Annotated in this window: 3 protein-coding genes; all 3 read left to right on the forward strand. The window is 64.4% G+C overall.

What is annotated here, in order from left to right; genetic code table 11:
• Positions 1-339 precede the first annotated feature (339 nt).
• The 3 genes from ACYOEI_RS38545 (at position 340) to ACYOEI_RS38555 (ending at position 14,106) form a co-directional block, all read left to right on the forward strand.
• Complete coding sequence (locus tag ACYOEI_RS38545; RefSeq protein WP_462855832.1) at positions 340-5,598, forward strand: beta strand repeat-containing protein; 5,259 nt, start codon at positions 340-342, stop codon at positions 5,596-5,598.
• Between the two features lie 108 nt (positions 5,599-5,706).
• Positions 5,707-5,949, forward strand: a complete 243-nt coding sequence (locus ACYOEI_RS38550) for a hypothetical protein (RefSeq protein WP_462855833.1) — start codon at positions 5,707-5,709, stop codon at positions 5,947-5,949.
• 249 nt (positions 5,950-6,198) lie between these two features.
• Positions 6,199-14,106, forward strand: coding sequence for a beta strand repeat-containing protein (locus tag ACYOEI_RS38555; protein ID WP_462855834.1), 7,908 nt, complete (start codon positions 6,199-6,201; stop codon positions 14,104-14,106).
• The last annotated feature ends 17 nt before the right edge of the window (positions 14,107-14,123 follow it).

Below are 14,123 nucleotides of genomic sequence, written 5' to 3' on the forward strand. Positions count from 1 at the left end.
CGGAGTGCACATGATCTTCTGTGAAACGTGGTCATGACGGTCATCAAGCGTTTCGGCCGTCCCGAGGTTTGGGCAAGCGGTTGCTGAAAGCGTACGTCGCGAGGGTTCGACGATTCACGAATCGGAAAGCGTTTGGTGTGTTATCCTGGACAAGCCATTTTAGGAATTCTGATTGGTGCCAGCATCGCTGAATGAGCCAATCTAGATTTTGGCACGAATTTTTAGTGGCCATGACAGTCGGGAATTCCGTAGGATACCATGCACAGTCTCAAGGAGTGGTGGTTCGGAGCGTGTGTCCCCCCCCTCCAATAGTCGCGAGCCTTTGGAGTTTGCACCCCGATGCGAGAGATCCAAGTCGTTCGCCCGCAGAGGATTCGGCGAGGTAAGTTCCGACGTGTCCGTTCGTTTACGGGTGGGATCGAAGCACTGGAGCCCCGGGTCGTCCTGTCGGTGACGATCCAGTTCGACTATACGTATGACAACACGGGGTTCTTCGCGCCCGGGTCGGAGGCGCGGACGATCCTGGAGCAGGCGGGGAGCTATCTCGGGAGCCACCTGAACGATCACCTGTCGGCGATCCCGGGGAACCCCGGGGCTGGGAACACCTGGTCGGCGCAGACGTTCGACCCCCGGAACATCAACTCGACGCTGAACCTCACGAACCTGGCGGTCCCCGCGGACACGATCATCGTATACGCGGGTGCGTCGGCGTTGCCGAGCGGCGTGACGGGGAAAGGCGCGACGGGGGGGACCTCGTCGTCGGGAAGCGCGTCGTGGAACCAACTGGTCGGGACGAGGGGCCAGGCGGGGGCGCTGGCAACCCCGACAACCCCTCGTTACGACACCGGGCCCTGGGGCGGTTCGGTCACGTTCTCGACTCTGACGCAGTTCAGCTTCACGCCGATGGGGACGCCGTCGGTCGGCGGCGAGGCGGATTTCCTCGCCACGGCGTTGAATGAGCTGGGACACGTCCTGGGGTTGCTCCCGACGTGGCCCGGTTCGGAGACCTTTGACAATGGGAACTCCATTAAATTCGGCGGGGCCCATTCCAGTGCCTCGTACGGCGGCTTCATAACGCTCGACGCGACCGCCACCAACTGGGCTGCGGGGACCCAGTCGTTCGGCGAAGACGCGATCATGGACGCGGACGCGTCGTACGGCAGTTATCCGCAAGGGGCTCATTTCACCCCGCTCGACTGGGCGGCGATGGAGGACGCCGGTTGGCAGACCGACACCTTGTCGGTCGCGGCCACACCGCAGGTCACGGTCGGCCAGGACTTCTGGCTCACGGTCACGGCGCTCGACCCGACCGGGCACATCGACAAGGCGTACAACGGTATCATCACGCTTGGCCTGGCGAACAACCCCGGGGGGGCGACCCTCGATGGGACGCGCTTCCTCGACGGGACGATCTCCGTGGTGTCGATCGGGGGGGTGGCGACGTTCACGGATCTCACGTTGGACAAAGTCGGCAGCGGCTACACGATCCTCGTCTCAACCAACGACGACACGCCGTCCATCACGACGGCTCCCTTCTCGGCGACGCTGACCCCCCCGGCCGCGACCCATCTGGCCATCGTGTCCGCGCCGAGCAGCGTGAAGACCAATGAGCCCTTCTCGGTGACGGTGCAGGCGTTGGACGCGAACGGGGATGTCGACACCGACTACTCCGGACCCATCCGGTTGAGCGCGGGGTCGAACGGGTCGGAAGACTACTCTCTCAGCGGGATCTTGACGGTCAACGCTGTAAATGGGGTGGCGACGTTCAACACGTCCCGGAGCGATGCCTACGGAGTGAAGTCCTTCACGCTCTCGGCCTCGGGGGCGGGCCTGACGAAGGCGACGAGCTCGAGCATCGCGATGAGGGCCACCGCGACCACGCTGAAGGGCCAGATCACGTCTTCGGGCCCGGTGACTCCGCTGGTCCCGTTCACGTTGGTGGTGAAGGCGACGGATGCAAACGGAAATGTTGATCCGGACTACTCGGGCCTGGTGACGTTGAGCCTGGGCTCGAGCTCGAGCGCCGGGATCCTGGGCGGGACGTTGACGGTTCAGGCGGTGAACGGAGTGGCGACGTTCACGGACCTGACGGTGGATCGGGCGGGGACTTTCGTGATCAAGGCGACGTCGGGGAGCTTGACGTCGGGGGCGGGGTTGGTGACGTTCACGGTGAAGTCGACCCCGACGCAACTGGCGATCACGACCCAGCCGAGCAGCGTGGTTGCGGGGCAGGCCTTCACGATCGTCGTCACCGTGGAGGACGTGAATGGGTTCCTGGTCCCGACAGTCAACGGTTTCGACGTCGTCTTGAGTCTGGCGGAGAACCCCGGCAACGGGATGCTGAGCGCGCCTTTTGAACTAAGGGCCGGCGTCAGATCAGGGAAGGCGACGTTCAATGGTTTGTGGTTGAACAAGCCGGCCTCGGGTTATGTGATCAAGGCCACCCCTGTGGCGATGACGCAGTTGACGGTGGCGACGTCGGCGCCGATCACGGTGACGCAGGACGCGACGGGGTTGGCGATCACGACGCAGCCGCCGAGCGAGGTGGAAGCGGGTCAGGCCTTCACGGTCGTCGTCAAGGCAACAGACGCGAATGGGAATTTTGATCCGAACTATCCGGGCCCGGTGACGTTGAGCCTCGCGGCGAACCCCGGCAACGGGGCGCTGGGCGGGACCCTGACGGTCAACGCCGTCCACGGGGTTGCGACGTTCACGGGGCTGTCGTTGAACAAGCTGGCCTCGGGTTATGTGATCCAGGCCTCGTCGACGGCGAGTGGCCTGTCGCCGGCGACCTCGACGCCGATCACGGTACTGCCCGCGGCGACGCAGTTGGCGATCACCACGCAGCCGCCGAGCTTCGTGGCGCCGGGCGAGATCTTCTCGATGACCGTCACGGCGAGGTATCCGAACGGGGACTTCGACCCGAATTTCTCCGGCCTCATCACACTGAGACTCCCGGCAAACCTTGACATCGCGAAGCTGAGCGGGACGCTGTCGGTCCAGGCCGTGAACGGCGTGGCGACGTTCACGGATCTCTCGTTGAACAGTACCGCCTACGGCGGGATCAATGCGTCGGCGGCAGGCCTGACGTCGGCGACGACGACGGTCGTCTCGGTGCCGACGGCGGTAACACATTTGTCGTTCGCCACGCCGCCGCCGAGCGACGTGAAGACAGGTCAGAGTTTCTCGCTGACGGTGTCGGCGCTGGACGTGAACGGATACCTCAACACGACTTACACGGGCCTCATCACGCTGAGCCTGGCGGCGAATCCCGGCAACGGGATGTTGAGCGGAACTCTGTCCGTCAGGGCCGTGAAAGGCGTGGCGACGTTCACGGGCCTGTCGTTGAACAAGTCGGCCTCGGGCTACGTGATCCAGGCGTCGGCGAAGAGCCTGCCCGCGGCGGCCTCGACGCCGATCACGGTGACGTCCGCGGCAACGCAGTTGGCCATCACCACGCAGCCGAGCGGCGTGAAGACGGGCGAGGGTTTCTCGCTGATCGTCACGGCGCAGGACGCGAACGGGAACATCGACCGCAACTACACGGGCCCGGTGACGCTGAGTCTTGCGGCGAACCCCGGCAACGGGATGCTGAGCGGGACGCTGACGGTCGGCGCCATCGGTGGCGTGGCGACGTTCGCGGGCTTGACGCTGAACAAGCCGGCCTCGGGTTACCAGATCAAGGCGTCGGCGAGTGGACTGACGGCGGGGACCTCGGCGTCGATCACGGTGTTGACGGCCGCTCCCCAGTTGTCGATCACGACGCAACCGCCGAGCAGCGTGAACACGGGTGCGGGCTTCTCGCTGACCGTCACGGCCAAGGACGCGAATGGTGATGTGGATTCGAGCTACACGGGCCCGGTGACGCTCAGCCTCGCGGCGAACCCCGGTAACGGAGTTTTGGGCGGAACGCTGACGGTGAACGCGGTGAACGGCGTGGCGACGTTCACGGGCCTGACGCTGGACGCGGTGGGTTCGGGTTACCTGATCAATGCGTCGGCGAGCGGGCTGCTGTCGGCGACGTCGTCGTTGATGACGGTGACGCCGGTGGGTCCGCAGTTGTCGATCACGGCTCAACCGACGAGCGTGAAGACGGGCGAGGTCTTCTCGCTGACGGTGTCGGCGAAGGACGCGAACGGGAATTTCAATCCGAACTACTCGGGTCCGATCACGCTGAGCCTTGCGACGAACCCCGGTAACGGGATGCTGAGCGGAATGTTGACGGTGAACGCGGTGAACGGAGTGGCGACGTTCACGGGTCTGTCATTGAACAAGTCGGCGTCTGGCTATCTGATCAAGGCGTCGGGGTTGGTGTCGGGCGTGACGGCGGGAACGTCGTCGTCGATTACGGTGACGAAGGTCGCGACGCAGTTGTCGATCACGACCCAGCCTCCGAGCGGAGTGAACACGGGCGATGGCTTCCTGGTCGTCGTCAAGGCGACGGACGCGAATGGAGACGTGGACCCGAACTTTACGGGCCCGATCACGCTGAGCCTTGCGTCGAACCCCGGCAACGGGATGCTGGGGGGGACGCTGACGGTGAATGTCATCCAGGGCGTGGCGACGTTCGCGGGCTTGACGCTGAACAAGCCTGGGTCGGGCTACCAGATCAAGGCTTCTGCGAACGGCCTGACGGCGGCGACCTCGTCGTCGATCGCAGTGTCGACGGCCTCGCCCCAGTTGTCGATCACGACGCAGCCACCGAACGGTGTGAACACGGGCGAGGGTTTCTCGCTCGTGGTCACGGCGAAGGACGCGAATGGGGATCCGGACTCGAGCTACACAGGCCCGGTGACCTTGAGCCTCGCGGCGAACCCCGGCAACGGGACGCTGGGGGGTACGCTGACAGTGAACGCGGTGAATGGTGTGGCGACGTTCACGGGCCTGACGCTGGACGCGGTGGGTTCGGGTTACCTGATCAATGCGTCGGCGAGCGGGCTGCTGTCGGCGACGTCGTCGTTGATGACGGTGACGCCGGTGGGTCCGCAGTTGTCGATCACGGCCCAGCCGACCAGCGTGAAGACGGGCGAGAGTTTCTCGCTGACGGTGTCGGCGAAGGACGCGAATGGGAATTTGGATCCGAACTACTCGGGTCCGATCACGCTGAGCCTCGCGACGAACCCGGGCAACGGGATGTTGAGCGGGACGCTGACGGTCTATGCGGTGAACGGCGTGGCGACGTTCACGGGTCTGTCGTTGAACAAGTCGGCACCTGGCTACGTGATCAAGGCATCGGCGTCGGGGCTGTCTGCGGGAACGTCGTCGTCGATCACGGTGACGCAGGTTGCGACGCAGTTGGCCTTCACGGTGCAGCCGCCGAGCACGGTGGAGGTCGGCGAGGCCTTCTCGCTGACGGTGACGGCTGAGGATGGGAACGGGGCCGTGGACCCGAACTACTCGGGGCTTGTGACGGTGGGTCTGGCGGCGAACCCGGGCAACGGGATGGTGAGCGGGACGTTGAGCGTGCAGGCGGTGCACGGCGTGGCAACGTTCACCAATCTGATCCTGAACAAGCCCGCGGTGGGGTATCTGATCAAGGCGACGGCGGCGGGGCTGACGTTGGCGACCTCGTCGTCGATCACGGCGACGACCGCGTGAGCATAGCCGAGGCCTAACGGACGGGGTCGCCATCGTGGCGACCCCGTCGTCGGGCTTCGGCGCCGCCTCCCTACCGGTGAGCCCGATGGCAGAAGGGGGCATCGGACCATGGACCGCTCGGGGTCGTCGTGGACCTGGGCGATCGACGGATCTGGCGCCGCGGTGCGCGTGATCCGCTTCAATGCGAGGTCAGGACGGTCATCGAGCGTTTCGGCCGCCTCGGGGTGTGGGCAAGTGGTTGCTGAAAACGCGCATCGCGAGATTTTCCTGGCTTATGAATCGAAAAGTGTTTCGAATTTGGTTTCTTTAATTGATTTAGAAATTTTTATTCGTATCAATATCGATGAATGAGTCAATTTAGATTCTGTCACGATTTTTAGGTGGCCATGACGGGCGTGAATTCCGTAGGATATCATGCACAGTCTCAAGGGGTGGTGGCCCGAAGCGCGTTTCCCTCCCCTCCATCAGTCGTGCACCTATCGAGTTTACACCCCGATGCGAGAGATCCAAGTCGTTCGCCCGCAGAGGATTCGGCGAGGTAAGTTTCGCCGTGTTCGGTCGTTTGTGGGCGGGATCGAGAGCTTAGAATCTCGGGTCGTCATGTCGGTGACGATCCAGTTCGACTATACGTATGACAACACGGGGTTCTTCGCGCCCGGGTCGGAGGCGCGGACGATTCTGGAGCAGGCGGGGAGCTACCTGGGCAGCCACCTGAACGATCACCTGGCGGCGATTCCGGGGAATCCCGGCGCGGGGAACACCTGGTCGGCGCAGACGTTCGACCCTCGGAACATCAACTCGACGCTGAACTTGACGAACCTGGCGGTCTCTGCGGACACGATCATCGTGTACGCGGGTGCGTCGGCGTTGCCGAGCGGTGTGACGGGGAAAGGGGTGACGGGGGGGACTTCGTCGTCAGGGAGCGCGTCGTGGAACCAACTGGTCGGGACGAGGGGCCAGGTAGGGGCGCAGGCAACCTCGACAACCTCTCGGACTGACACCGGGCTCTGGGGCGGCTCGGTCACGTTCTCGACGTTGACGCAATTCAGCTTCACGCCGATGGGGACGGCGTCGGTTAGCGGCAAGGCGGACTTCCTCGCCACGGCGTTGAATGAGGTGGGGCACGTCCTGGGGCTACTCCCGACGTGGCCCGGCTCCGAGACCTATCGCGAGGGAATCAACACGTTCGAAGGGCTTCATTCCCAATACTCGTACGGCGGCCCCATAACGCTCGACGCGACCGCCACCAACTGGGCTGCGGGGACCCAGTCGTTCGGCGAAGACGCGATCATGGACGCGGATGCATCGTATGGCAGTTATCCGCAAGGGGCTCGTTTCACCCCGCTTGACTGGGCGGCGATGGTGGACGCCGGCTGGCAGATCGACACGCTCACGGTCACGGCCACACCGCAGGTCACGGTCGGCAAGGATTTCTGGCTCACGGTCACGGCACTCGACCCGACCGGGAGCGTCGACAAACTGTACAGCGGTACTATTACGCTGAGCCTGGCGAACAACCCCACGGGAGCGACTCTCGATGGGACGCGCTTCTTCGACGGGACGATCTCCGTGGTGTCGTTCCGGGGTGTGGCGGCGTTCACGGATCTTACGCTGGACAAAGTCGGCAGCGGCTACACGATCCTCGTCTCGACGGACAACGACACGCCGTCCGTCACGACGGCTCCCTTCTCGGCGACGCTGACTTCCCCGGCGGCGACCCATCTGGCCATCGTGTCCGCGCCGAGCAGTGTGAAGACGAATGCGCCCTTCTCGGTGACGGTTCAGGCGTTGGACGCGAACGGGCACGTCGACACCAACTACTCCGGCCCGATCCGGTTGAGCACGGGGACGAACGGGTCGGAAGACTACGCCCTTAGCGGGATCTTGACGATCAACGCGGTGCATGGTGTGGCGACGTTCAACACGTCCCGGAGCGATACCTACGGAGTGAAGTCCTTCACGCTCTCGGCCTCGGGGGCGGGGCTGACGACGGCGACGACCCCGTCGATCGCGATGAGGGCCACCGCAACCACACTGAAGGGCCAGGTGACGTCCTCGGGCTCGGTGACACCATTGGTCCCGTTCACGTTGGTGGTGAAGGCGACGGATGCGAACGGGAATGTTGATCCGGACTACTCGGGGATGGTGACGTTGAGCCTGGGCACGAGCCCGAGCGGCGGGGTCTTGGGCGGGACGTTGACAGTCCAGGCGGTGAATGGAGTCGCGACGTTTACGGGCCTGACGGTGAATCGGGGGGGGACCTTCTGGATCAAGGCGACGTCGGGAAGCCTGACGTCGGGGGCGGGGGTGGTGGCGCTCACGGTGAAGTCGACCCCGACGCAACTCGCGATCACGACCCAGCCAAGCAGTGTGGTCGCGGGCCAGGCCTTCACGATCGTCGTCACCTTTGAGGACGCGAATGGGTTCCCGACCCCGCCGCTCTACACTGGTTACGACATGGTCCTGAGTCTGGCGGAGAACCCCGGCAACGGGATGTTGAGCGCGCCTTTTTATCTAAGGACCAGCGTTATTAAGGGGGTGGCGACCTTCACGGGTCTGTGGTTGAACAAGCCGGCTGCGGGCTATGTGATCAAGGCGACCGTCCTGGGTGGGACCGAGTGGTCGCCGACGTTATCGGCGCCGATCACGGTGACGCAGAACGCGACGCAGTTAGAGATCACGACGCAGCCGCCGAGCGTGGTGGAGGCGGGTGCGGCCTTCACGGTCATCGTCAAGGCGAAGGACGCAGATGGGAATTTCGATCCGGACTATCCGGGCCCGGTGACATTGAGCCTTGCGGCGAATCCCGGCGACGGGATGCTGGGCGGTACGCTGACGGTCAACGCTGTCCACGGAGTGGCGACGTTCACGGGGCTGACGCTGAACAAGCTGGCGTCGGGTTATGTGATCCAGGCATCGGCGACGGCGAATGGCCTGACTTCGGCGACGTCGTCGGCAATCACGGTGGTGCCCGCGGCGACGCAGTTGGCGATCACGCCTCCGCAGGGCACCGTGACGACGGGCTCGGCCTTCTCGCTGACCGTCACGGCGAGGTATCCGAACGGGGACCTCGACCCGAATTACACCGGCCTCATCTCGCTGAGACTCTCGTCAAACCCCAACAACGCGACGCTGAGCGGTACGCTGTCGGTCCAGGCCGTAAATGGCGTGGCGACGTTCACGGGCCTCTCGCTGGACAAAGTCGCCTACGGGATCCAGGCGTCGGCGACGGGCCTGACGTCGGCGACGACGGCGATCACGGTGGTGCCCGCGGCGACGCATTTGTCGATCACCATGCAGCCGAGCAACGTGACGACGGGCCAGCCGTTCAGCCTGACGGTGACGGTTGAGGATACGCTCGGGAACGTCGACCCCAATTACTTTGCCCTGATCACGCTGAGCCTGTCGGCGAACCCCAGCGGCGGGATTCTCAGCGGGTCGAGGACGGCCTACCCCTATCAGGGGGTGGCGAGATTCTATGACTTGAGCTTGTACACGCCGGGATCGGGCTACCTGATCACGGCGTCGACGGCGAACCTGACCTCAGCGACCTCGTCGCCGATCACGGCGACATCGCTCCCGCCCCAATTGACAATCAGGACGCCGCCGCCGAGCAGCGTGCAGACGGGCCGGTCCTTCTCGCTGTCTGTCATTGCCAAGGACGTGAACGGGAATCAGGACCAGAAATTCTCGGGCCCGGTGACCCTGAGCCTTGCGGCGAACCCCGGCAACGGGATGCTCAGCGGGACCCTGACGGTCAATGCTGTGTACGGGATCGCGACGTTCACTGGCCTGTCGTTGAACAAGTCGGGATCGGGCTACCTGATCCAGGCGACGGCGTCGGGCCGGCTCGCGGTGACAACGTCGGCGATCACGGTGGTGCCCACGGCGACGCGGTTGGCGATCACCACGCCACCTCCGAGCGGCATGAACTCGGGCGAGGGCTTCTCGCTCGTCGTCACCGCCAAGGACGTAAATGGGAACGTGGATCCGAACTACTCGGGCCCGGTGACCTTGAGCCTTGCGGCGAACCCCGGTACCGGGCGGCTCGGCGGGACGCTTACCGTTAGCGCCATCCAGGGCGTGGCGACGTTCGCGGGCTTGACCTTGAACGCGGCGGGGTCGGGTTACGTAATCCAGGCCTCGGCGACCGGCCTGCCGACGGCGAAAACGTCGTCGATCACGGTGACGACGGCCACGCCCCAGTTGGCGATCACGACGCTGCCGCCGCCGAACGGCGTGAATCCAGGCCAGGGCTTCTCGCTTGTCGTCACCGCCGAGGACGCACAAGGGAATCGGGATCCGAACTACCTGGGCCCGATCACGCTCAGCCTGTTGGCGAACCCGGGCAACGGATACCTCGGCGGGACACTGACGGTCAACGCCCTGAACGGTGTCGCGACGTTCGTGGACCTGACGTTGAACCGCTTGGGATCGGGCTACCTGATCAAAGCGACGTCGCCGGGCCTGCTGGCGGCGATATCGCCGGCGATCAACGTGACCGCCGCAGCGCCGCAGTTGGTGATCACCACGCAACCGGCCAGCGTAAAGACGGGCGAGGGCTTCTCTCTGACGGTCACCGCGAAGGACGCACAAGGAAATCTGGATCCGAACTACTCGGGCCCGGTGACGCTGAGTCTTGCGACGAACCCCGGCAACGGGATGCTGAGCGGGACCCTGACGGTCGGCGCTGTGAATGGGATCGCGACGTTCGCGGGCCTGTCGTTGAACAAGCTGGGATCGGGCTACGTGATCAAGGCGAAGGGTTCAGGCCTGATGGCCGCGACATCGTCCGCGATCGCAGTAACAATGTTTGCGCCCCAGGTGGCGATCACGACCCAACCGCCGAGCGACGTGAAGACGGGCGAGGGCTTCTCGCTGACGGTCACGGTGGAGGATGCGAACGGAAACCTGGACCCGAACTACTCGGGCCCGGTGACGCTGAGTCTTGCGACGAACCCCGGCAACGGGATGCTGAGCGGGACGCTGACGGTCGGCGCTGTGAATGGGATCGCGACGTTCACGGGTCTGACGCTGAACAAGCCGGGAACGGGCTACCTGATCCAGGCGAAGGCTTGGGGCCTGCTACCGTCGACGTCGTCGGCGATCGACGTAACCGCCGCCGGGCCGCGGTTGGCGATCACGACCCAGCCGCCGAGCACAATCCAGGTCGGGAGTACGTTCTCGCTGTCGGTCACGGCGAAGGACGCGAATGGGAACATCGACCCGAACTATTCCGGGCCCATTACGCTGAGCCTGGGCGCGAACCCGGGCAACGGAGCTCTCGGCGGGACGCTGACGGTCAACGCCGTCCACGGCGTGGCGACCTTCACTAACCTGATCCTGAACAAGCCGGGGTTCGGCTACCTGATCAAGGCGACGGCGTCGGATCTGGCCCTGACGACGTCGACGTCGATCGACGTGACGCCCGTCGCGACCCATTTGGCGATCTCGGTCCCGTCGACCATCCCGATGACGATGGTGTCGTTCGCGGTCACTGTCACCGCGCTGGACGCCAACGGAAATGTGGACACGAACTACTCCGGCACGATCACGATCAGCCTGGCAACGAACCCCGGCGGCGCGACGGTGGGCGGGGTGTTGACGCTCCAGGCGGTCCACGGTGTGGCGAGCTTCCAGGCGAACCTGGACAGGGCGGCCTCCGGCTACCAGTTCCTGGCCACGGCGTCGTGGTTGCCGGCCGCGACGTCGTCGGCGATGGCGGTTAAACCCGCTGCGACTCATTTGCTCGCATTTGCCACGTGGGATGGGAAGAGTCAGACGACGATGGCTCCCTTCTCGTTGACGGTGATTGCATTGGACGGGTCCGGGGGCATCGATAGGAACTACTACGGCCCGGTGACGTTGAGCCTGGTGACGAATCCGGGCGATGCAACCTTGGGCGGGACGTTGACCCTCCAGGCGGTGAAGGGTATGGCGACGTTCACGGGCCTGACCTTGAATAAGGCGGGAACCTACTCGATCCAGGTGGCGACTCCGAACGTGCCCCCGGTCACCGTGGGTATTACCGTGAAGATCAGCGCAACGCAGCTTGCGATCACAACTCAGCCGCCGAGCAGTGTGAAGACGGGTGAGGGCTTCTCGCTGACGGTCACGGCCAAGGACGCGAAGGGGAACCTGGATCCGTATTACACCGGCCTGATCACGCTGAGGCTTGCGGCGAACCCCGGCAACGGGATGCTCGGTGGGACGCTGTCGGCCTGGGCCGTCAACGGCGTGGCAACGTTCACGGGCCTGTCGTTGAACCGGTCGGGGTCGGGCTACCTGATCTGGGCGTTGGCGACGAGCCTGACGGCGGCAACGTCGTCGGCGATCGCGGTGACGACGGCCACGACCCAGTTGGCGATCACGACGCAGCCGACGAGCGTGAATACGGCGTCGGGGTTCTCACTGATCGTCACGGCCAAGGACGCGAATGGAAATGTGGATCCGAATTACTCGGGTCCAATTACGCTGAGCCTTGCGGCGAACCCCGGCAACGGGATGCTGAGCGGGACTCTGACCGTCGGCGCCATTGGGGGCGTGGCAACATTCACGGGCTTGACGCTGAACAAGCCGGGATCGGGCTACCTGATCACGGCGTCTGCGAATGGCCTGACATCGGCGACCTCGTCGTCGATCGCGGCGATAACGGCCGCGCCCCAGTTGTCGATCACGACGCAGCCACCGAACGGTGTGAACACGGGCGAGGGTTTCTCGCTCGTGGTCACGGCGAAGGATGCGAATGGGGATCCGGACTCGAGTTACACGGGCCCGGTGACCTTGAGCCTTGCGGCGAACCCCAGTAACGGCGTTCTGAGCGGTACGCTGACGGTGAATGCGGTGGACGGCGTGGCGACGTTCACGGGCCTGACGCTGGATGCGGCGGGATCGGGTTACCTGATCGATGCGTCGGCGAGCGGGCTACTGTCGGCGACCTCGTCGTTGATCACAGTGACGCCAGTCGGTCCGCAGTTGTCCTTTACGACCCAACCGGCGAGCGTGAAGACGGGCGAGGGTTTCTCGCTGACGGTGTCGGCGAAGGACGCGAACGGTGACGTGGATCCGAACTATTCTGGTCCGATTACTCTGAGCCTCGCGACCAACCCCGGCAACGGGATGTTGAGCGGGACATTGACGGTGAACGCGGTGAACGGAGTGGCGACGTTCACAGGTCTATGGTTGAACAGGTCGGCGCCTGGCTACGTGATCAAGGCGTCGGCGTCGGGGTTGTCCGCGGGTACGTCGTCGTCGATCACGGTGACGCGGGTTGCGACGCAGTTGTCGATCACGACACAACCGCCGAGCGGGGTGAATACGGGCGATGGCTTCCTGGTCGTCGTCAAGGCGACGGATGCGAACGGTGACGTGGATCCGAACTTTACGGGTCCGATCACGCTGAGCCTAGCATCGAACCCCGGCAACGGAATGCTGGGCGGGACTCTGACGGTGAACGTCATCCGTGGCGTGGCGACGTTCGCGGGCTTAACGCTGAACAAGCCTGGTTCGGGCTACCTGATCACGGCGTCTGCGAATGGCCTGACGGCGGCGACCTCGTCGTCGATCGCGGTGTTGACGGCCGCGCACCAGTTGTCGATCACGACGCAGCCACCGAGTGGCGTGAACACGGGCGAGGGTTTCTCGCTGACCGTCACGGCAAAGGACGCGAATGGGGATCCGGACACGAGCTATACGGGCCCGGTGACGCTCAGCCTTGCGGCGAACCCTGGCAACGGGACGCTGGGGGGTATGCTGACGGTGAACGCGGTGAATGGTGTGGCGACGTTCACGGGTCTGACGCTGGACGCGGCGGGATCGGGTTACCTGATCAGTGCGTCGGCGAGCGGTCTGCTGACGGCGACGTCGTCGTTGATCACGGTGACGCCGGTGGGTCCGCAGTTGTTTATCGCGTACCAACCGGCGAGCGTGAAGACGGGCGAGGGCTTCTCGCTGACGGTGTTGGCGAAGGATGCGAATGGTAACGAGGGCCTGAGCTTTTCGGGTCTGATCACGCTGAGCCTTGTGACGAACCCCGGCAACGGGATGTTGAGCGGACCATTGACGGTCTATGCCGTGAACGGATCGGCGAATTTCTTTGGTCTGTCGTTGAACAAGTCGGCGCCTGGCTATCTGATCATGGCGTCGGGTGCGGGCTTGACGTCGGCAACCTCGTCGTCGATCACGGTGACGCAGGTTGCGACGCAGTTGTCGATCACGACGCAACCTCCGAGCACGGTCGAGGTCGGAGGGGCGTTCTCGCTGACGGTGTCGGCGGAGGATGCGGACGGCAACCTCGACCCGAACTACTCGGGGCTGATCACGGTGGGTCTGGCGGCGAACCCTGGCAACGGGATGGTCAGCGGGACGTTGAGCGTACAGGCGGTCCACGGGGTGGCGGTCTTCACCGACCTGATCCTGAACAAGCCTGGAGTGGGTTACGTGATCAAGGCGACGGCGACAGGTCTGACGCTGGCGACGTCGTCGTCGATCACGGCGACGACCGCGTGAGGATGGCCGGGGCCTTG

It is taken from the genome of Singulisphaera rosea (genome assembly GCF_054877945.1).

Excerpts from the sequence above, each read along its gene's own strand:
- ACYOEI_RS38545 (WP_462855832.1), top strand. The coding sequence starts at position 340 with ATGCGAGAGATCCAAGTCGTTCGCCCGCAGAGGATTCGGCGAGGTAAG.
- ACYOEI_RS38550 (WP_462855833.1), top strand. The coding sequence starts at position 5,707 with ATGGACCGCTCGGGGTCGTCGTGGACCTGGGCGATCGACGGATCTGGC.
- ACYOEI_RS38555 (WP_462855834.1), top strand. The coding sequence starts at position 6,199 with ATGTCGGTGACGATCCAGTTCGACTATACGTATGACAACACGGGGTTC.